We start from the raw sequence: 18,845 nt of genomic DNA, 5'->3' as shown, positions 1-18,845 counted from the left end.
GCGGCTGGCAGGATTCGAACCCACGACCCCTTGGTTCGTAGCCAAGTACTCTATCCAACTGAGCTACAGCCGCACGCGATACAACTTCTACAACTTCGAACTGAAAGGGCCTTCGGTTTGGAAGGCCCTCGAAAAGGTGGCGCGGCTGGCAGGATTCGAACCCACGACCCCTTGGTTCGTAGCCAAGTACTCTATCCAACTGAGCTACAGCCGCACGCAGAAGCGAAATTATAGCAGGGTTGTATAAAAAGGGAAGCCTTATTCTCAAATTGCGCCGCGCGGCCTTGCCGGACGCGCGTTCGTGTACCCTTGAAACATCGACCATCCCTGCATCGAACCTGCATCATGAACAAGGCGTTTGTCAAAGAATCGGACGGCGACGATGACGATTTCGACTCGACCCAGCCTGCGATTCCAGCCGGCGCGAAAAACTACATCACGCCCGCCGGGCACAAGCGGCTGAAGGACGAGCTGCTGAATCTGATCGACGTCGAGCGTCCCGAAGTCGTTCGACTCGTGTCGTGGGCCGCGTCGAACGGCGACCGATCCGAGAACGGCGACTACATCTACGGCAAGCGGCGGCTACGTGAGATCGATCGGCGCATCCGCTTTCTGACGAAACGACTCGATCTCGCCGAAGTCGTCGACGCGAGCCGGCAGGAAAACACCGATCAGGTTTTCTTCGGCGCGACCGTCGACTACGCGACGCCGGACGGCGACGAGCACACGATCACAATCGTCGGGATCGACGAAGTCGATCTCGATCGCGGTCACGTCAGCTGGATCTCCCCGATTGCGCGTGCGCTGATCAAGGCGAAGGTCGGCGATACCGTCACGCTGATGACGCCGGCCGGCCCGCAGCCGATCGACGTGCTCGACGTCCGCTATCCGGCAGCGGGCGAAGACTGACCGCCACCGGTCTCGACGCGTCGCGGAAACGAAAAAGCGCCCCGGAAGGGCGCTTTTTCATACATGCGCGCGCAGGGCACGCCCGCCGCGACGATGCTCAGAAGCGGTGGCGCATGCCGGCCGTCACCGCGATCTGCTTGTTCGTCGACGACGCGGCGCCCAGCCCGTTGATATTCGCGCCGATCGCAAGGCCATCCGAATTCACGCGCTGGTATTCGCCCTGCAGGTACAGGTCGGTGCGCTTCGACAGAGCGTAGTCGGCCTGCAGATTGAACTGGTGCCAGCTCGGCTTCTGGCCGTCGAGGCGGCCGTCGGTGTACGTGTACGAGCCCGCCAGCGAGAATGCCGGGGTCAGCGCGTAGCGGCCGTTCACTTCGTAGTTGTTGAAGCGCGTGCTGCCCGTCAGCGGAATGCCGGCCGACACGCCGGACTGGCCGGCGCTGATTCCGGCGGAATCGGTGAGGCGCGTCTGCGTGAACACGAAGCCGGCCGTCGCGGGTCCAAATGCGTAGTTGAGGCCGGCGCCCCACGTGCGCTGTCGGCTTGCCGCGAACGTCCAGTCGCCGGCCACGGCGCCCGGATCGCTGGCCGCGAGCGCCAGCGAGTTGATGTTGTTGTTCAACTGCATGTACGCGGCGGCGAGGTTGAAGCCCATGAAGCTGTACGACGCGCCGACGCTGTATGCGCGATTGTTCGAGAAGTCGGTCGAATTCGAGAAGCCGTACAACGCGCCGAACTTGAGCCCGCCGTAATTCGCGCTCTGATACTTGACCGAATTGTTGATCCGGAACGAGTTATTCAGGTTGTCGTTGTCGAACGGATGCGCGAACTGCGTGCCGCCGTATTGCGTGCCGGTCAGCGACAGCGGGCCGAGGAAATCGACGACGCTGTCGTACTGACGACCGAGCGTCAGAGACCCGTAGCCGTTGTGCGCGAGACCGACGAACGCCTGCCGGCCGAATTCGCGGCCATTCTGCTTCAACGTGCCGTTGTTGATTCCGAAGCCGTTTTCCAGCGTGAAGATCGCTTTCATTCCGCCGCCGAGATCTTCGGTGCCGCGCAGGCCCCACCGGCTGCCGTTGATCGAGCCGGTCGTTTGCTGCCACGCGCTGTGGCCGTGCTGGTTATTCGTATAGGTAATACCGGCGTCGATCAGTCCATACAGCGTGACACTGCTTTGCGCGTGGGCGGAGGCGGCGAACATGCCGGACAACGCTGCGACGATCAGGGTCTTTTTCATGGATTTGTCTCCGAACAGGATGATGTCGATCGAACCTGCTGCTGACGTCGGCGGGCAACGCGGAGAGCGCGCCGAAAAAGGACGAGAGGCCCGTGTCAGAATCCGTTTGCAGTGTATGGAGCCATCGTTGCGCCGGCCAAAACCGCTTTAAGCAATAGTGAATTTTGGATCACGCAAAAATGCGGGTGTACGCCGGAAGCCTTGTGCGACAACGGTTCGCTGCGGCGCAGCGAGAATCGCAGTGATCGCGATCGCGTGCTCGTCGTTGCGCGATCGCGACAGGCGCTCAGGCGCGCGTGCACGCGGCCGTAGCGCGATTATTGACGCTTCGGCAATAGAGGTTTGTGTACAGCATGGATAATGAAAGGATGTTCTCTCGCTATACTGCGATCTCTGCTTTCCGAAGCAGACTTTTTCGTTGACGGAAAAGATCTCCAAACCTTTGTCGGCGCGACTTCCCAGTCGCGCTTTTTTTTGCCCCGCGTTTCCGCCCGCGTGCGGGCTAGCGCCGCTTCCGCTTGCCCGTCGGCGCCGTTTCGTCAACGTCGGTGCGAGTCGGCGTGTAGGTCCAGTCTTCCATCACGTAATGACGCGCGTCCAGCGGCGACGCCAGCAGGTTCTGCCAGTGATCGCCGTGCCACGTCGTGTCGAACTCGGTGTCGCATGGCGCTTCGCGCGCAGTTTCGGCCAAAGCACGGGACTTGCGACGGACGCGCCCGAGCCGGCTCGCGAGGTGCCTGATTCCGTCCAGCCACATGGCGTTCTCCCTCTGTCGGCATAGTGTCAGCATCGCAACGTCCCAGGATTTCCGCAACCCGGAAAAAACCCGAGGATTTTACCGACTCCGTGTGAAGCCGGTAGGTTTTTCAGCATCGGTATTATCGGTGATCCGATCCCGGTAATATTGACAGGTTTTAAGCGCGAATCGATTAATAAAAGGGACTCGGGTACCGATCCCAACCGTATTAGCATTTTTCCGATAAAGCGCACGCCAAAAATTTCTTGACGTGCCCGGATTGTCCAATTTATAAAGTGAGCACTCGTCCTCGGGCAGCGGGCTGGCAAGGTTGCTGGAGCGATGCTTCCGGGATTTCGGGAAACGGCTATAAAAAGTAGCTTTTTTGATCTAATCGAGTGGGGAACGAAGGTATGGATACCGGTATCGTGAAATGGTTTAACGATGCTAAAGGTTTTGGCTTTATTACGTCGGACAATGGTGGCGAGGACTTGTTTGCGCACTTTTCCGAAATCCGGATGGACGGCTTCAAAACGCTGAAGGAAAACCAGCGTGTTTCGTTCGATGTGAAAGTCGGGCCGAAAGGCAAGCAGGCAGCGAATATCCAGGCGATCTGACGCGCCGCACACTGCCGATCACGTCCGGCCCCCGCATTGCGGGGGCTTTTTGCTTTTGAAGCCGACGGAAACCGGAAGCCCGGTGAAGCGGCCGATTCGGGCTGGCCGCGAACGCGTATGCCGGTGCATACTCACGGAAGCTTCGTTTATGTGCCTTTTCAATGCCCGATTCCAGTCTGTCCGATCCCGCCAGCGAACAGCCGCTCGTCTTCGTCGACCTTGAAACCACCGGCGGTTCGTCCGCCGAGCATCGCATCACCGAAATCGGGGTGGTCGAAGTCGGCCCGCTCGGTGTGTCGACGTGGACCACACTCGTCAATCCAGGGCAGTCGATTCCGCCGTTCATTCAGCAACTGACCGGTATTTCCGACGCGATGGTCCGCGACGCGCCGTCGTTCGCGTCGCTTGCGCCCGCGCTGTTCGAGCGGCTCGACGGCAAGCTGTTCGTTGCGCACAACGCGAGCTTCGATCGCGGGTTTTTGCGGGCGGAATTCGAGCGCGCCGGCTATGCGTTCAATCCCGACGTGCTATGTACCGTGCGGCTGTCGCGTGCGCTATTCCCTCGGGAAGCGCGGCATGGTCTCGACGCGCTGATCGAGCGGCATGGCCTCGTTCCCTCAGCGCGGCACCGCGCGTTGGCGGACGCGGACCTGCTGTGGCAGTTCTGGCGGCAACTGCACGAGATCGTTCCGCTCGAGCGGCTGCGTGACCAAATCGCGCGCACGACGCGGCGCTTCCGTCTGGCGGGCGATCTGACCGAAGCGTGGCTCGATACGGCGCCGGCCGGCTGCGGCGCGTATGCGCTGTTCGGCGAGAACGACGAGCCGCTTTACGTCGGCCGTAGCGTGCGCGTGCGGCAGCGGCTGCGTGCGTTGCTGACCGGCGAGCGGCGATCGTCGAAAGAAATGCGGCTTGCGCAGCAGGTGCGGCGCGTCGAATGGCGGGAGACCGGCAATGAACTCGGCGCGATGCTGGCCGAAGCACAATGGATCGCCCGCCTGCGTCCGTCGTACAACCGCCGTCCGGCGGTTGACACCGTGCGGGCAGGCGGCGCGCCGTGGCCGTTCGACGGCGCGGTCGCATTCGAAGCCAGCGGCGAGCGTCGCGTGTTTCATGTGATCGACGGGTGGCGCTATCTGGGCGCCGCAGATTCGCTCGATGCAGCCGCGCAACTCGCCGCCGATCGCACGGACGGCGCGTTCGAACCCTTTACCCACCGCTTGCTGCAGACTCATCTCGCGCGCGGCCTGCAACTGCTTCCGCTGGTCGCGCGTCCATCGGCGGCCTGACTACGACCGTTTATCGGCGTCAGCCGATCGCGCTGGCGCCGCCTGCGGAGCACACGTGCGACAGCGCGGTGTCGAGCGCGCGTGCCTGGGCCGAATCGTAGCGGGTGAGCGTTTTCCAGTTCGCGATACTGCGCGCGAGGCGCGCCTGGCAATCGGGTGCATTTCGCAACGGCGCGACTTGCGCGAGGCCTGCGAGCATCTTCTCCGTGAGGCGATCGAGCGCAGGGCGCGTGCTCGTCGCGAGGTCCGGCGGTGTGCCCTCGGGCGGCCGCGTCGCACGCCACGCCGCGAAGAGCGCGTTCTGCACGTCCTTGCTTGCCGCGATCTGATCCTCGAAGAAGGTTCGCGCGAACGCGGGATCGACGCCGGTCTGCACCGCGCGCTTTTCGACCGCATCGAGCAGTGCGGCTTCGCGCGGCTTGTCCTCGATTTCCTTGTGGTTCGCCCATTTCCAGCGGGCAACCGGTTCGGCGAGTGCGAGCCGTTGCGATGCGAGCGCGACGAGGTTGGTCAGTGCGGTATCGTCGCCGTCGGCGCTCGCGATGCGCGGCGACACGAGGAAGGCGACGCCGAGTGCGGCGACAGCGATGCTGGCACGAAGGGTTGGCTTCATCGGAATGATCGGGAGAGCCGGGCGGGCCGGACGCGAAAAATCAGAAGGATAGACGAAGACGGCCGCGCGGCGTAACGGCGCGACAAGGGAATCAGCGGACGTGCTGAACCGGCACCGTCAGGCCGTTGCAGCCTGGGCGCGACGCGATCTGCGCCGAAAACGCAGCAGAGTACCGCACGATGGCGACGATCGACACGTGGCGGTTACAGAACGGAACGGACGGTCACTTCGGCGAATACAGCTTGCGCTGCTCGTCGAAGAACGCCCGGACGTGCTCGGGCAGTTCGGCGAGGAATTCCACGCCGACGGGTTCCGGATCCGGGCTCATCACTTGCTCGGGCGGCGGCATGCGGGTTGGTCTTTCGTCCATGATCGTTTCTCCAGCGGGTTCAATGATTATCAACCTCGCGCTCAGATTTATGCCAGCAGCGAATCGTTAGATTTTGTCTCTGTTGTATTAACGGTACATGCGTGGTAGTGCACGATGCGACGCACGCTATTGCTGCCCGAGCAATCGGCAACGATCGGACCGCTTGCTATACTTGCGCGCACTTTTTGTGGACGGCGATGAGACGAACGACGCGATGGATCGGCCTCGTATGGCTGGCGCTGGTACTTAACGTACTGTCGCCTGTCGTCGGCTATGCGCGTCTTGCGTCGAGCGACACCGGTGAATTCTCGCTGGCATTGTGCAGCGCAGCGGGCGCGCATCGTGTCGTGCTCGCGCAGGCCGGCGGTGCGCACGATACGTCGTCGTTCGATCACGCCGGCGTACCGCATTGCGTGTACTGTCCCGGCTTCGCGGCGAACGTTGCGCTCGGCTCGAGCGCGCCCGCGATTCCCGGCTTCGTACGCGCGTTCGCATACGGTGCCGCCTCTCCCGCAGTTCCCGAATGCTCGCGCAAGGGCATCCGCCTCGCGCAGCCGCGCGCCCCGCCTGAAAGTTCGCCGATCTGATTGATACCGTCCCGCGCGCGTCATGCAGCGCGCGGACCACGCGCGGCCGAGTCCGCGTGCCGCGCCGTCGACGCGCGGCGCGTCCACTCGCGTTGCGCGGCGTCCGATCACGTTTTCAGGAATTCATCCATGTCGCTCCGATTCTCCGCGCGGCCATCGCGCGGCCGGCTTGCGCTCGCGTGCGCGGCCGCTTTTGCGTGGCCCGCCGCCCATGCGGCGGCGTCCGACGATGCGCAGCTCGACCCGGCCCGCGAGCGCGCCGGACGTTCCGCCGATGCCGTCGCGCCGGCTTCCGCCGTTCCGTCCGCATCGTCGCCTGCCGATACGCTGACGGCCGTTTCCGTGACCGCGCAACGCCAGCCGGTCGATCCCGATACGCCGGCCGTCGTCGAGTCGATCACGCGCGAGCGGATCGACGCGCACACCAACGTCACGACCGAGGACGCGCTGAGGTACGCGCCGAACCTGATGGTGCGCAAGCGCTACATCGGCGATCGAAACAGCGTGTTCGCGGGCCGCGACTTCAACGAACTGCAAAGCGCGCGCGGCCTCGTCTATGCGGACGGCGTGCTGCTGTCGAACCTGCTCGGCTCGAGTTATGCATATCCGCCGCGCTGGTCGCTGATTGCGCCCGACGATATTGCCCGCGTCGACGTGCTGTACGGCCCTTTTTCCGCGCTGTATCCCGGCAACTCGATCGGCTCGACCGTGCTGCTGACCACGCGCCGGCCGGAGAAACTCGAGGCGTCGCTGTCGACGCAGTTCTTTACGCAGCGCTACCGCGACGGATACGGGCTGGCGGACAGTTTCGGCGGCAATCATCAGACCGCGCGGATCGCGAACCGCGTCGGCCGATTCTGGTTCGCCCTGTCGCTCGACCGGCTCGAGAACGACGGCCAGCCGATGCAGTATGCAAGCCCCAATGCCGGCTACAACGCGGCGCTCGGCCCGGCGGTTCCGGCGACCGGCGCGGCGACCGACATCGGGCCGAACGGCAAGCCGCGCACGATCGTCGGCGCACAGTCGATCGAGCGGACCGAGCAGCTCAACGAGACGATCCGGATGGGCTATGCGTTCACCGATCACGTGGATGCGACGCTCACGCTCGGGCATTGGGAGAACCACTACCGGCAGCACGGCGAAACGTTTTTGCGCGACGCGGCCGGGAATCCCGTCTACGGCGGCAACGTGTCGATCGGCGGCCGGAACGTCACCGTCGCACCGAGTGCGTTCGCGCCGCAACGCGGCGACCAGGAGAACTGGCTGTATGCGCTCGGCCTGAACGGGCGGCTCGATTCGGGCTGGCGGCTGTCCGGCGTCGTGTCCGCATACGACGTGTCGCGCGACGTGCTGCGCGCGGCGTCCACGGTGCAGGGCGGCGCGGGCACGCTGTTCCAGGGCGACGGCACCGGCTGGCGCACGCTCGACCTGAAGGCGGATGCACCGGAAGCCGGCGGGCACAAATTCACGTTCGGCTATCACTACGACAACTATTTTCTGCGCAACGTCACGTACAACACGGCCGACTGGCTGGCCGGCCCCACGACGTCGCTGGCAAGCGTCTATCGCGGCGACACGCGCACGCAGGCGCTGTTCGCACAGGACGCGTGGCGTTTCGCGCCCGGCTGGCTCGCGACGCTCGGGCTGCGCTACGAGCGCTGGGACGCGTACGGCGGCGCGCTCGGCAATGCGGCCGGCACGCTCGGCTACGCGGACCGCAGCGCGAACGCGCTGTCGCCGAAACTCGCGCTGCAGTGGGACGCGACGGACGTGTGGCGCTTCCGGCTGTCGTTCGCGACCGGCACGCGTTTTCCGACAGTCGGCGAGCTGTTCCAGGGCACGATCTCGAACAACGCGATCGTCAACAACAATCCGAACCTGCGGCCGGAGAAGGCGATCGACTGGGATTTCACGGCAGAGCGCGACGTGGGCGTCGGCGTCGTGCGCGCGAGCGTGTTCCAGAGCGATCTGCGCGATTCGATCTACAGCCAGACGACCGTGTCCGGCGCATCGACGGTGACCAACGTGTCGAACGTCGATCGTGTGCGGGTGCGCGGTGTCGAGCTCGCATTCAGCGGAGAGAACGTCGGACTCAGCGGCCTCGACATCGACGCGAACGTATCGGCCAGCAACGCGCGGATTCTTGCCGATGCCGCGAATCCCGCCTACGTCGGTTCGCGCTTTCCGCGCATCCCGCGCCTGCGCGCGAACCTGCTCGCGTCGTACCGCTTCGACGAACACTGGCTCGCAAGCGTCGGCGTCCGCTATTCGGGCCGCCAGTTCAACACGCTCGACAACAGCGACGTGAATCCGGACGTCTATGGCGGCACGAGCTCGTTTACCGTCGTCGACGTGAAGGTGCGCTACCGGTTCGATCGCCACTGGAGCGCGTCGGTCGGCATCGACAACCTGACCGACCGTCGCTACTACGTATTCCATCCGTATCCCGGCCGCACCTTCTATGGAGAATTGAAATGGTCGCTGTGAAATCGTTCGCGGCAGGCTGCGCGCTGTGGCTCGCGGCGCTGTCGCCCGCCGGCGCGCACGATGCGCCGAAGGCCGCCGACCCGCATGCCGCGCACATGAGCATGCAGCCGGCGTCGGCTCAGCAGAAGCAGCCGCTCGCGACGGGCGCCGCTTTCGACGTTCACCATCGGCTGTGGGTCGCGTGGGTCGAAGGCATGCACGTCGTCGTCGCGCATTCCGACGACGCGGGCCGTACGCTGTCCGCGCCGGTCACCGTCAACGCGATGCCCGAGCCGATCTACACGAGCGCGGAGAACCGCCCGAAGATCGCGACGAGTCCCGACGGGCGCGCGGTGTATGTGTCGTGGTCGATGCCGCTCGATGCGCCGTACACGGGGATGGTGCGCTTCTCGCGTTCGCTCGACGGCGGCGCGACGTGGAGCGTGCCCGTCACCGTGCATCGCGACCGGCAGGCGATCACGCACCGCTTCGACATGATGGCCGTCGATCCGGCCGGCAACATCGTGATCGCGTGGATCGACAAGCGCGATCTCATTGCCGCGCAGGCGGCCGGGCGCGCGTACGAAGGGGCGGCTGTCTATTACGCGGTGTCGCGCGACGGCGGTGCGTCGTTCGAACCCGAGCGCAAGGTGACGGACCATACGTGCGAATGCTGCCGGATCGCGATGGCGATCGATCCCGCGGCGCGCATCCAGGCCGCATGGCGCAACGTGTTTCCGGGGCAGATCCGCGATCATGCACTCGCGGTGCTGCCCGTGTCGGCGTCGGAGCCCGTCGTGCCGGTGCGGGCGACGTTCTCGAACTGGCATGTCGAAGCGTGTCCCGAGCACGGGCCGGCGCTGGCCATCACGCCGGACGGTACGCGCCATCTCGCATGGTTCGGCGTCGTGGACGGGCATGCCGACGTGTTCTATTCGCGCATCGGCGCCGACGGTCGGCCGCGCGGCACGCCGTGGGCGTTCGGCGCGAATCCCGCCGCGCCGGCCGAGCAGGCGTCGCATGCGGCGCTCGTCGCGCGCGGCGACGTCGTATGGCTCGCGTGGAAAGCGTTCGACGGCGACACGATGCGGATCGAACTGCGCCGGTCGGACGATCGCGGCGAACACTGGTCGGCGCCGCGCATGATCGCGTCGACGTCCGGCGCGAGCGACAACCCGCAGCTGCTCGACGATGCGGGGCGCATCTACCTGTCGTGGCGCACGCGTAACGACGGCTATCGACTGATCGCGGTGGAGGATACGCGATGAAAAGGCTGATCGTATCGATCGCCGTCGCGCTCGCGGCGCTGCCCGCGTGCGCCGGCGGCGAACTGCAGCCGCTGCGCGCGGCCGATGTCGCGCCGCTGTATGCGTCGGCACGCGAGCGGCCGCTCGCGGTCGAGATCTGGTCGCTCGATTGCGGCTATTGCCGCGAGAACGCCGCGCATCTCGTCGCATGGCAGCGCCGTCATCCGGACGTCCGCGTCGCGATGGTCGCGATGGACGCATACGACGACAACGGTGCAGCAATCTCGCAGGCGCTCGCGCAGATGAACCTGCCGCCGCAGATCGCGCAGTACGCGAACGCGGAGCCGATGCCCGAGCGGCTGCGAGCGGCGCTCGATGCGGGATGGAGAGGGGAGTTGCCGCGGACCGTATGGATCGATCGCGACGGTACGCGGGAAGCGCGCAGCGGATTGCTGACGAACGACGTGCTCGACGGATGGTTGACGCGCGCGAAGCGCCGCTGAAACGAACGCCGGCGCGCGGGACGGGCCGCGCGCCGGCGGGATGCGAAAACGCGCGCGAACGCGCGTGCGAAAGATCGTCAGGCCGCTCGTCTGAATAGCCGGATCACGAATAGCAGGATCACCGCGCCGATGACCGCGACGATCACCGAGCTGATGAAGCCGCTGCCGATGTGGATGCCGAGCCGCGCGGCGAGCCAGCCGCCGATCACCGCGCCGACGATCCCGACGATGATGTCGACGATCAGCCCGAATCCGCCGCCCTTGACGAGCAGGCCGGCCAGCCAGCCGGCGATCGCGCCGATGATGAGCCACATAATCAAGCCATGAGTCATGGTGGTCCTCTCCTTGTGTTGAGTCGATTGACCGGACGTCGGCTGTCTTGCCGCGAACAGGACGAATACGGCATGGCGACCTGCCGCAGTCCCCACGCAATGTAACGCGATAGGCGGGTCAGGATCGTTAAGTAATGTTATGCAGCCGCGCCCCGATTTTCCAGCGGATTCGTCTGCGTAGAGCGGCGGCGCGGCTTGCACTGCGGCAGCAGCGGGCAGCCGGATCGGTTTGAACGAAACGATGCGGGAGCAGGAGAGGGCAGACGCGAGGCCGTGCTTTCGGCGTCGGAAATGAAAAAGGGCTGACAAGCATCGCTTGTCAGCCCTTTATGTCTTGGTGCCGGAGATAGGAGTCGAACCTACGACCTTCGCATTACGAATGCGCTGCTCTACCAACTGAGCTACACCGGCAGCAGAGAAATGAAATTATAGGGTGAAATCCGAAGCCTTGGCAATAGGTTTTGCGAAAATTTTTTCAGCTCGTTGCTGCTGCTTCGCGAACCCGTCGATCCGGCGGATTTCCCGCTTTCCCTTCACTTCATTGCGATGCGGTCCGTTAGGGCCACATCGCGAGGCGCGATTGTACTTGCGTCGCGTACGTGCGTCCAGTGTTGCGGCGCAAATTATTGGCCGTCGCGGTGATAGCTCGTCACGCGCTCGACTTCGTTCTTCGAACCGAGGAACACGGGCACGCGCTGGTGAAGGCCGCTCGGCTGCACTTCCATGATCCGCTGCGTGCCTGTCGTTGCCGCGCCGCCCGCCTGTTCGACGATGAACGCCATCGGGTTCGCTTCGTACATCAGCCGCAGCTTGCCCGGACGATCGGGCGTGCGCTTGTCGGCCGGGTACATAAAGATGCCGCCGCGATTGAGGATCCGGTGCACGTCGGCGACCATCGACGCGATCCAGCGCATGTTGAAGTTGTCGCCGCGCGGGCCGTCCTTGCCGGCATTCAGCTCGTCGACGTAGCGCTTGACCGGGTCGTACCAGTGGCGAGCGTTCGATGCGTTGATCGCGTATTCGCGCGTGTCGGCCGGAATCTGCATGTTGCTCTGCGTGAGCACCCACGAGCCGACTTCGCGGTCGAGCGTGAAGCAGTTCACGCCGTTGCCGGTGGTCAGCACGAACACCGTCTGCGGGCCGTACACGGCATAGCCGGCCGCGACCTGCTGCGTGCCGGGCTGCAGGAACGATTCCTCGGTTGCCTGCTTGCCGTCCGGGCAGCGCAGCACCGAGAAGATCGTGCCGATCGATACGTTGACGTCGATGTTCGACGAGCCGTCGAGCGGGTCGAACACCAGCAGGTATTCGCCGCGCGGATAGTTCGACGGAATCGGGAAGAACGTCTCCATTTCTTCCGACGCCATCGCCGCGAGGTTGCCGCCCCATTCGTTCGCGTCGAGCAGGATTTCGTTCGACAGGATGTCGAGCTTCTTCTGCACTTCGCCCTGGACGTTCTCGCTGCCGGCAGTGCCGAGCGCATCGCCGAGCGCGCCTTTCGACACGTTGTAGCTGATCGCCTTGCATGCGCGGGCGACGACTTCGATCAGCAGGCGCAGATCGGCGGGAAGATTGTTGGTCGCGCGCTGCTGTTCGATCAGGAACTTGGACAGCGTGGTGCGGCGGGCAATGGACATGACAGACTCCGAAAGGCCAAAGAATCCTTGAATTGCCGCAATTTTACCCGCCGCGCCTGTCGGGCCGCGGGCTTTTTTCGTCCGGTTACAACGCCGGGCGGCGTGGGGCGGGGACGGTCTTCGCCAGCCCGCGCAGCGGACGCGCGCTGCCGCGCGTACGGTGCAGCTCGCGTCGCGCTTCGGCGCGCGCCGGACGTTCGCTCTCGTTTCGACAATAAAAAAGCCGGCGCCGCAGCGAGCGGCGCCGGCCGAGACACGCGAGCGCGCGATGCGGCCCGCGCGCGCGGCGCGCGTTACGCGAGCGCTTTCTCGACGATCTCGCGCACGTCGCGCGATTTCGCCCCCGCGGCGACCTGTTCGAGCGCGCTGCGCATCTTGTCGCGCAGCGCGGGCGTGAAGCGCCGCCACAGCTCCAGCGAACGCGCGAGCCGCGCGGCGACCTGCGGATTGATCGCGTCGAGCGCGAGCACCTGTTCGGCCCAGAACGCGTAGCCGGAACCGTCGGCCGCGTGGAATTGCGCGGGGTTCGCCGCGCAGAAGCTGAAGATCAGCGAGCGCGCGCGATTCGGATTCTTCAGGTTGAACGCCGGGTGCGCCATCAGCTTGCGCACCTTCGCGAGCGTCGGTTGCGCGGCCGTGCCGCGTTGCGTCGCCTGCATCGCGAACCACTTGTCGATCACGAGCGCCTCCTTCTCGAAGCGACGGTAGAAATCGTCGAGTGCGCGCTCCGCCGACCCGGTTGCACCGGACGCCGCAGCCGACAGCAGCGCGCCGAGCGCGGCTGCGCGATCGGTCATGTTGTTCGCCGCGTCGTATTGCGCGGTGGCAAGCCGCACGGCATCGGCCGGATCCTCGAGCTCCGCGAGATATGCGAGCGCGAGGTTCTTCAGCGCGCGGCGGCCGGACGCTTCGGGCGTCGGCTCGTATGCGCCCGGCGTCTGGTGCTGCTCGTACGCGGCGACCCAGTCGGCGCGCAGCGCGGTCGCGAGCTGACGGCGCACGAACTGGCGCGCGCGATGGACGGCGGCCGGATCGGCTTCGGCCATCTGGTCGGCGAGATAGGTTTCGGACGGCAGCGTCAGCGCGAGTTCGCGGAACGCGGGCGACAGGTTCGCGTCGGTCAGCACGCGGCGGAACGCGGCGACGAAGTTCTCGCCGAGCGTCAGCGGCTCGTTCGCGGCGGCGCGTGCGGCCAGCGTCAGCAGCGCGCGCGTCGCGAGGCGCTGGCCGGCTTCCCAGCGGTTGAACGCGTCGCTGTCGTGCGCGAGCAGGAACGCGAGATCGTCGTCGCTGTAGTCGTACTCGACGATCACCGGCGCCGAGAAATTGCGCAGCAGCGACGGCAGCGGTGCTTCGGGCACGTCGACGAACGTGAAGGTCTGCTCGGGGTCGGTGAACTCGAGCACGCGCGTCGTGCCCGCCGCGGCGGCTTCGCCGTCGAGACGCAGCGGCAGATCGCGGCCGTCGCGGCCGATCAGGCCGATCGCGAACGGAATCAGCAGCGGCCCTTGCTGCGTCTCGCGCGCGGCCGGCGACGCATCGCCGTAGCCCTGCGCGAGCGTGACCGTATAGCGGCGCGCGGCTGCGTCGTAGGCGGTGCGCACCGTCACGCGCGGCGTGCCGGCCTGGCTGTACCAGCGCTCGAACTGCGCGAGATCGCGCCCGTTCGCGTCGGCCATCGCGTGACGGAAATCGTCGCAGGTCACCGCATGGCCGTCGTGACGCTGGAAGTACAGATCCATTCCCTTGCGGAAGCCGTCGCGGCCGAACAGCGTCTGATACATCCGCACGACTTCCGCGCCTTTCTCGTAGACGGTCATCGTGTAGAAGTTGTTGATCTCGACGTAGCTTTCCGGACGCACCGGATGCGCCATCGGGCCCGCATCCTCGGCGAACTGCAGCTGGCGCAGCACGCGCACGTCCTCGATGCGCTTGACCGCGCGCGCGGCCGATTCGAGATCGTCGCCCGCGGCCATGTCGGCCGAGAACTCCTGATCGCGGAACACCGTCAGCCCTTCCTTCAGGCTCAGCTGGAACCAGTCGCGGCAGGTCACGCGGTTGCCGGTCCAGTTGTGGAAATACTCGTGGCCGACCACCGATTCGATGTTCGCGAAATCGACGTCGGTCGCGGTCTCGGGGTTCGCGAGCACGTACTTCGTGTTGAAGATGTTGAGCCCCTTGTTCTCCATCGCGCCCATGTTGAAGTCGCCGACCGCGACGATCATGAAGCGGTCGAGATCGAGCTCGAGGCCGAAGCGTTTTTCGTCCCAGCGGATCGAATGGATCAGCGAATCCATCGCGTGACGCGTCTTGTCGAGGTCGGCCGGCTCGACCCACACCTGCAGCAGCTTCTCCTTGCCGGAGCCGGTCGTGATCCGCTCCTCGATCGCGACGAGCTTGCCCGCGACGAGTGCGAACAGATAGCTCGGCTTGCGGAACGGATCTTCCCATTTCGCGAAGTGGCGGCCGTCGGGCAGGTCGCCCGAGTCGACGAGGTTGCCGTTCGACAGCAGCACCGGATACGCGGCCTTGTCGGCGCGCAGCGTGACGATGTACGACGCCATCACGTCCGGACGATCGAGGAAATACGTGATGCGGCGAAAGCCTTCGGCTTCGCACTGCGTGAAGAAGTTGCCGCTCGACACGTAGAGACCCGACAGCGTCGTGTTCTGGTCCGGCGCGCACGCGCTTTCGAGCGTCAGTTCGAACGCGTCGGGCACGTTCTCGACGGTCAGCCCGTGCTCGTGCGCGCGCACGGCATCGTGCGCCGCGCCGTTCAGCTGCGCGCCGAGGAATTCGAGCGCCTCGCCCATCAGCTCCAGATGCGGCGCGGGCGCGGCATCAGGATTGCGGCGCACGCGCATCGTGTTCCTGACGATCGTGCGGGCCGGTGCGAGATCGAATTCGAGTGCGACGGAATCGATGAGGAAGGCCGGCGGCGTATAGTCGGCGCGGCGGATCACGGTGGAGGAGGCGTTGTCGGACATGGTCGTCGAGGTCGGTGGAGTGGGGATCGGGCCCGAAGCACGGGCCGGGCGAACCGGGCCATTGTACAAAGGCTTGCGGCCGCGCGCCGGTCCGAACTTTTTACCGGTGCGGACGGTCCGCGTATTATCGACATCCCGACCGCGTCGCGCGTTGCGACGAACGGGGTGACGGATCGACGAGGATCAACATGAAACGCGAATGGATTCGACGCGGTGCCGGCTGGACGGCGGTGCTCTGCATTGCGCTGCTGACGGGCTGCACCAGTTACGTGACGACGCAGGTGACGGCCTTTTCGGACTGGAGCGGCAGCGACGCGACGCGCACGTACGCATTTACGCGCACCGATGCGCAGAAGAACAGCATCGAGCAGTCGACCTACGAGCCGATCGTCGCGAACGAGCTCGCCGCCTATGCGTTCCGGCAGGTGCCGGCCGCGCAGGCCCGCTATCTCGTCGGGCTCACGTACGGCGTCGGCAGCGATCTCGTGACGGTGCCGCAGCCCGTTTATTACGATCCGTGGCTGTTCGGCCCGGGCCCGTATTGGCGACGCGGGCCGTGGGGCCCGTGGGGACCCTGGGGCCCGATGCCGGCCGGCTATGTTCCGCAGACGTATCAGGTATTCGATTACACGCTCGGCATTCGGATCACCGAGCGCGCGACCGGCAAGGAGGTCTACAACGTGACCGCCCGCACGACCGGCGACAACGGCACGCTGCTGTACGCGATGCCGTTCCTCGCGCGCAGCGCGCTTGCCGATTTCCCGCTCGCGAACGGCGCGGTCCGCACGGTGCGGCTGCCGGTCGACAAGCGCGGCGGCCCGGCCGTTCCTGCCGCGAACGAACGCGCGGTGCCGGCTGCGCCGGCGTCCGGCGCGGCCGTCGCGAAGTAATGCGGAGTCGGCGCGGCACGCGCGCCGCGCCGACTCCACAGTCCGTCAGATGCCGATTCCCAGCAGCGCCAGCGCGCCGAGCGCGACGAACAGCGCGGCCGCGATCCCGTGCACGAGTTTCGTCGGCAGCCGGTGCGCGAAGCGATCGCCGAGCACGATCGCCGGCACGTTCGCGAGCATCATCCCGAGCGTCGTGCCGGCCACCACGCCGATGTAATCCTGGAAGCGCGCGGCGAGCGCCACGGTCGCGAGCTGCGTCTTGTCGCCCATCTCGGCGAGGAAGAACGCGACCAGCGTCGCGCCGAACACACCGAGCCGCGAGCGGTTCGTATTGGCCTCGTCGGCATCGAGCTTGTCCGGCACGAGGATCCACAGCCCCATCCCGATGAACGACACGGCGAGCGCCCAGCGCATGATCGACGGCGTGACGAGCGCGCCGAGCCATTCGCCGAGTGCGCCGGCAAAGCCGTGGTTGACGAGCGTCGCGACGAGCACGCCGGCGATGATCGGCAGCGGCTTGCGATAGCGCGCGGCCAGTACGAGGGAAAGCAGTTGGGTCTTGTCGCCGATTTCAGCGAGAGCGACGGCGCCGGTCGAGATCAGGAAAGCTTGGGACACGTACGGGATTCCACGGGCCTGTCGTTATGCGTGCGAGCGACGATTCACCGCGCGCCGGGCCCTGATGCGGCGCGCTGTGAATCATCGGTCTCGCCAGGCCTCGGTGGCTGCGCCCGCCATGGCCGAACGGCCAAGTCTGTTGACGGACGCCTCCGTCACGATGCGCGCCGCGGCGCGGGGCATCGAGCGGAGCGGCTACTCCCCAATGAGGCGCGCATTCTAGCACGGCGCGTGCCGCGCGGGGAACGGCGCGGCGTGCCGCATGCATTCGGCGTTGCGGCAGCGTGCGGAAGCGAATGTCCGCGTGCCGCGGCCGCGCGGGAAAGCGAGATCAGGCCGCAGCGCTCGCGCGTCGCGCCGCGCCGCGCTCGTGCACGAGCCGGCCCGCCGCATACGTTCGGTACACGGCGCGGTCGTCGCCGAGCAGCGCCAATGCGAACAGCAGTTCCTCGAGCGACTCGGCGCGTGTCGTGCGGCGCGCGAGCAGCGGTGTCGCGTGCGGATCGAGCACGACGAAGTCCGCTTCGGTGTGCGGCGCGAGCGTGCCGACCGTATCGCCGAGGTCGAGCGCATGCGCGGCGCCGGCGGTCGCGAGCCAGAACATCCGCGTCGCGCTCAGATGGTGGCCCGACAGTCGCGCGACCTTGTGCGCTTCGTTCATCGTCTGCAGCATCGAGAACGACGTGCCGCCGCCGACGTCCGTCGCGAGCGTGACCGGCACGCCGTATTCGCCGGCCTTGTCGAAGTCGAACAGCCCGCTGCCGAGGAAGAAGTTCGACGTCGGGCAGTGCGCGACGACCGTGCGCGTTTCGGCCATCCGGCGGCGGTCCTCGTCGTCGAGGTGAATGCAGTGGCCGTACACCGCGCGCGGGCGCAGCAGCCCGTAGCGGTCGTAGATGTCGAGATAGCTGCGATGGCCGGGGAACAGCTCGGCTACCCATTTCACTTCGTCGACGTTTTCCGCGACGTGGCTCTGCACGAACACGTCCGGATGGCGGCGCGCGAGTTCGCCGCAGGCCTCGAGCTGCGCTTCGGTCGACGTCGGCGCGAAACGCGGCGTGAGCGCGTACATCTGCCGGCCGCGGCCGTGCCAGCGGCCGATCAGCTCCGCGCTGTCGTCGTAGCCCGATTGCGCGGTGTCGCGCAGGAACTCCGGGCAGTTGCGATCCATCAGCACCTTGCCGGCGATCATCCGCACGCCGCGCGCATCGCTCGCGGCGAACAGCGCATCGGCCGACTGCTTGTGCACCGTGCAGTAGACGAGCGCGGTCGTCGTGCCGCACGCGAGCAGTTCGTCGACGAAGAAATCGGCGACTTCGCGTGCGTGCTCCGGATCGCCGAACCGGCGTTCGGTCGGAAACGTGTACGTGTCGAGCCACGGCAGCAGGCCGGGCGCCGGCGACGCGATCATGTCCGTCTGCGGATAGTGGATGTGCGTATCGATGAAGCCGGGCACGATCAGCTTGTCGCGCAGATCGTGCACGCACGCGTCGGGTGCGAGCGTCGCGGCGAGGCGCGCGTACGGGCCGGCCGCGACGACCTTGCCGTCGTCGACGATCAGAAGCGCGTCGGACTCGTAGTTCGCGGCCTGGCTCGACTGCGCCGGGTCGCCGTTGAAGGTCAGCAACTGGGAACGGAAAGCGGTTTGCGTCATCACGAATGGTCCTGCATCAAGGTAAGGCGAACAGAAGAAAACGGTTGGCGTCGCGCGCGCGACGGCATGAGCGCCGCGGTTGGCACATGCGCGTGTCGCGATTCGCGAGCGGCGGCCATGCGGTGCGTTCGGTGCGGCTGCATACGGCGA

General features: G+C 65.9%; 17 protein-coding genes, 3 tRNA genes and 1 riboswitch. Of the genes, 8 read left to right on the top strand and 12 right to left on the bottom strand.

From position 1 onward, the window contains the following. Together BUB20358_RS07300 and BUB20358_RS07295 are read right to left on the bottom strand one after the other, a co-directional pair. Nucleotides 1-73: transfer RNA gene (locus tag BUB20358_RS07300), tRNA-Arg, on the bottom strand. A 64-nt stretch (nucleotides 74-137) separates the two neighbouring features. Further along, nucleotides 138-214, bottom strand: a tRNA-Arg gene (locus BUB20358_RS07295). A gap of 131 nt (nucleotides 215-345) precedes the next feature. Between BUB20358_RS07295 and greB the strand changes: the two genes are divergently transcribed. Further along, nucleotides 346-909, top strand: coding sequence for a transcription elongation factor GreB (gene greB / locus BUB20358_RS07290; RefSeq protein WP_006764907.1), 564 nt, complete (start codon nucleotides 346-348; stop codon nucleotides 907-909). A gap of 97 nt (nucleotides 910-1,006) precedes the next feature. Here the strand turns inward: greB and BUB20358_RS07285 are convergent, their stop codons facing one another. Further along, complete coding sequence (locus tag BUB20358_RS07285) at nucleotides 1,007-2,149, bottom strand: porin (RefSeq protein WP_035972865.1); 1,143 nt, start codon at nucleotides 2,147-2,149, stop codon at nucleotides 1,007-1,009. 502 nt (nucleotides 2,150-2,651) lie between these two features. Further along, nucleotides 2,652-2,906 (bottom strand): hypothetical protein, encoded by a 255-nt coding sequence (locus BUB20358_RS07280; protein ID WP_035972864.1) that lies wholly within the window; start codon nucleotides 2,904-2,906, stop codon nucleotides 2,652-2,654. Nucleotides 2,907-3,298: 392 nt separating this feature from the next. Between BUB20358_RS07280 and BUB20358_RS07275 the strand changes: the two genes are divergently transcribed. Both BUB20358_RS07275 and BUB20358_RS07270 read left to right on the top strand, forming a co-directional pair. Continuing rightward, nucleotides 3,299-3,502, top strand: coding sequence for a cold-shock protein (locus BUB20358_RS07275; RefSeq protein WP_006764903.1), 204 nt, complete (start codon nucleotides 3,299-3,301; stop codon nucleotides 3,500-3,502). Nucleotides 3,503-3,663: 161 nt separating this feature from the next. Beyond that, complete coding sequence (locus tag BUB20358_RS07270) at nucleotides 3,664-4,791, top strand: exonuclease domain-containing protein (protein WP_006764902.1); 1,128 nt, start codon at nucleotides 3,664-3,666, stop codon at nucleotides 4,789-4,791. A 19-nt stretch (nucleotides 4,792-4,810) separates the two neighbouring features. Here the strand turns inward: BUB20358_RS07270 and BUB20358_RS07265 are convergent, their stop codons facing one another. Together BUB20358_RS07265 and BUB20358_RS07260 are read right to left on the bottom strand one after the other, a co-directional pair. Beyond that, nucleotides 4,811-5,404 carry a chorismate mutase gene (locus BUB20358_RS07265; RefSeq protein WP_006764901.1) on the bottom strand — a complete coding sequence of 198 codons (594 nt, stop codon included), beginning with the start codon at nucleotides 5,402-5,404 and terminating at the stop codon, nucleotides 4,811-4,813. A gap of 223 nt (nucleotides 5,405-5,627) precedes the next feature. After that, a complete protein-coding gene (locus BUB20358_RS07260) occupies nucleotides 5,628-5,774 on the bottom strand; it encodes a hypothetical protein (protein WP_035972861.1) in 147 nt (48 codons plus the stop codon). 197 nt (nucleotides 5,775-5,971) lie between these two features. Here BUB20358_RS07260 and BUB20358_RS07255 point away from each other — a divergent pair, with 197 nt between their 5' ends. From BUB20358_RS07255 to BUB20358_RS07240, 4 genes are all read left to right on the top strand, one after another. Beyond that, nucleotides 5,972-6,361 carry a DUF2946 domain-containing protein gene (locus BUB20358_RS07255; RefSeq protein ID WP_006764900.1) on the top strand — a complete coding sequence of 130 codons (390 nt, stop codon included), beginning with the start codon at nucleotides 5,972-5,974 and terminating at the stop codon, nucleotides 6,359-6,361. Between the two features lie 129 nt (nucleotides 6,362-6,490). Beyond that, nucleotides 6,491-8,848, top strand: a complete 2,358-nt coding sequence (locus tag BUB20358_RS07250) for a TonB-dependent receptor (protein ID WP_006764899.1) — start codon at nucleotides 6,491-6,493, stop codon at nucleotides 8,846-8,848. After that, the gene (locus BUB20358_RS07245) at nucleotides 8,836-10,095 is read left to right on the top strand and encodes a sialidase family protein (protein ID WP_035972859.1); all 1,260 of its coding nucleotides are present in this window, start codon (nucleotides 8,836-8,838) and stop codon (nucleotides 10,093-10,095) included. Before BUB20358_RS07250 ends, BUB20358_RS07245 begins: the two co-directional genes overlap by 13 nt. After that, nucleotides 10,092-10,577, top strand: a complete 486-nt coding sequence (locus BUB20358_RS07240; RefSeq protein WP_035972857.1) for a TlpA family protein disulfide reductase — start codon at nucleotides 10,092-10,094, stop codon at nucleotides 10,575-10,577. Before BUB20358_RS07245 ends, BUB20358_RS07240 begins: the two co-directional genes overlap by 4 nt. 77 nt (nucleotides 10,578-10,654) lie before the next feature. Here BUB20358_RS07240 and BUB20358_RS07235 read toward each other — a convergent pair whose 3' ends face one another. The 4 genes from BUB20358_RS07235 to pepN form a co-directional block, all read right to left on the bottom strand. Further along, nucleotides 10,655-10,909 (bottom strand): GlsB/YeaQ/YmgE family stress response membrane protein, encoded by a 255-nt coding sequence (locus BUB20358_RS07235; protein ID WP_006764897.1) that lies wholly within the window; start codon nucleotides 10,907-10,909, stop codon nucleotides 10,655-10,657. Nucleotides 10,910-11,244: 335 nt separating this feature from the next. Then, nucleotides 11,245-11,320, bottom strand: a tRNA-Thr gene (locus BUB20358_RS07230). A gap of 212 nt (nucleotides 11,321-11,532) precedes the next feature. Further along, nucleotides 11,533-12,546, bottom strand: a complete 1,014-nt coding sequence (locus BUB20358_RS07225) for a class 1 fructose-bisphosphatase (protein WP_035972854.1) — start codon at nucleotides 12,544-12,546, stop codon at nucleotides 11,533-11,535. A 293-nt stretch (nucleotides 12,547-12,839) separates the two neighbouring features. Then, nucleotides 12,840-15,533: an aminopeptidase N gene (gene pepN / locus BUB20358_RS07220; protein ID WP_035972852.1), complete on the bottom strand. Its 2,694-nt coding sequence runs from the start codon at nucleotides 15,531-15,533 to the stop codon at nucleotides 12,840-12,842. Nucleotides 15,534-15,721: 188 nt separating this feature from the next. Between pepN and BUB20358_RS07215 the strand changes: the two genes are divergently transcribed. Continuing rightward, the gene (locus tag BUB20358_RS07215; RefSeq protein WP_035972850.1) at nucleotides 15,722-16,423 is read left to right on the top strand and encodes a DUF4136 domain-containing protein; all 702 of its coding nucleotides are present in this window, start codon (nucleotides 15,722-15,724) and stop codon (nucleotides 16,421-16,423) included. A 45-nt stretch (nucleotides 16,424-16,468) separates the two neighbouring features. Here the strand turns inward: BUB20358_RS07215 and BUB20358_RS07210 are convergent, their stop codons facing one another. Together BUB20358_RS07210 and guaD are read right to left on the bottom strand one after the other, a co-directional pair. Further along, the gene (locus tag BUB20358_RS07210) at nucleotides 16,469-17,041 is read right to left on the bottom strand and encodes a TMEM165/GDT1 family protein (RefSeq protein ID WP_035972849.1); all 573 of its coding nucleotides are present in this window, start codon (nucleotides 17,039-17,041) and stop codon (nucleotides 16,469-16,471) included. Nucleotides 17,042-17,136: 95 nt separating this feature from the next. After that, a riboswitch (yybP-ykoY riboswitch) is annotated at nucleotides 17,137-17,264 on the bottom strand. Nucleotides 17,265-17,372: 108 nt separating this feature from the next. After that, complete coding sequence (gene guaD, locus BUB20358_RS07205) at nucleotides 17,373-18,695, bottom strand: guanine deaminase (protein ID WP_035972847.1); 1,323 nt, start codon at nucleotides 18,693-18,695, stop codon at nucleotides 17,373-17,375. Between the last annotated feature and the right edge of the window lie 150 nt (nucleotides 18,696-18,845).

Origin of the sequence: Burkholderia dolosa (genome assembly GCF_902499135.1) — a bacterium.
GTDB lineage: Bacteria > Pseudomonadota > Gammaproteobacteria > Burkholderiales > Burkholderiaceae > Burkholderia > Burkholderia dolosa.
This window is presented reverse-complemented; position numbering and strand designations above follow the sequence as displayed.

Bases quoted from the DNA above. Each gene is read 5' to 3' on its own strand.
- greB (WP_006764907.1), top strand. From the start codon at position 346: ATGAACAAGGCGTTTGTCAAAGAATCGGACGGCGACGATGACGATTTC.
- BUB20358_RS07285 (WP_035972865.1), bottom strand. From the start codon at position 2,149: ATGAAAAAGACCCTGATCGTCGCAGCGTTGTCCGGCATGTTCGCCGCC.
- BUB20358_RS07280 (WP_035972864.1), bottom strand. From the start codon at position 2,906: ATGTGGCTGGACGGAATCAGGCACCTCGCGAGCCGGCTCGGGCGCGTC.
- BUB20358_RS07275 (WP_006764903.1), top strand. From the start codon at position 3,299: ATGGATACCGGTATCGTGAAATGGTTTAACGATGCTAAAGGTTTTGGC.
- BUB20358_RS07270 (WP_006764902.1), top strand. From the start codon at position 3,664: ATGCCCGATTCCAGTCTGTCCGATCCCGCCAGCGAACAGCCGCTCGTC.
- BUB20358_RS07265 (WP_006764901.1), bottom strand. From the start codon at position 5,404: ATGAAGCCAACCCTTCGTGCCAGCATCGCTGTCGCCGCACTCGGCGTC.
- BUB20358_RS07260 (WP_035972861.1), bottom strand. From the start codon at position 5,774: ATGGACGAAAGACCAACCCGCATGCCGCCGCCCGAGCAAGTGATGAGC.
- BUB20358_RS07255 (WP_006764900.1), top strand. From the start codon at position 5,972: ATGAGACGAACGACGCGATGGATCGGCCTCGTATGGCTGGCGCTGGTA.
- BUB20358_RS07250 (WP_006764899.1), top strand. From the start codon at position 6,491: ATGTCGCTCCGATTCTCCGCGCGGCCATCGCGCGGCCGGCTTGCGCTC.
- BUB20358_RS07245 (WP_035972859.1), top strand. From the start codon at position 8,836: ATGGTCGCTGTGAAATCGTTCGCGGCAGGCTGCGCGCTGTGGCTCGCG.
- BUB20358_RS07240 (WP_035972857.1), top strand. From the start codon at position 10,092: ATGAAAAGGCTGATCGTATCGATCGCCGTCGCGCTCGCGGCGCTGCCC.
- BUB20358_RS07235 (WP_006764897.1), bottom strand. From the start codon at position 10,909: ATGACTCATGGCTTGATTATGTGGCTCATCATCGGCGCGATCGCCGGC.
- BUB20358_RS07225 (WP_035972854.1), bottom strand. From the start codon at position 12,546: ATGTCCATTGCCCGCCGCACCACGCTGTCCAAGTTCCTGATCGAACAG.
- pepN (WP_035972852.1), bottom strand. From the start codon at position 15,533: ATGTCCGACAACGCCTCCTCCACCGTGATCCGCCGCGCCGACTATACG.
- BUB20358_RS07215 (WP_035972850.1), top strand. From the start codon at position 15,722: ATGAAACGCGAATGGATTCGACGCGGTGCCGGCTGGACGGCGGTGCTC.
- guaD (WP_035972847.1), bottom strand. From the start codon at position 18,695: ATGACGCAAACCGCTTTCCGTTCCCAGTTGCTGACCTTCAACGGCGAC.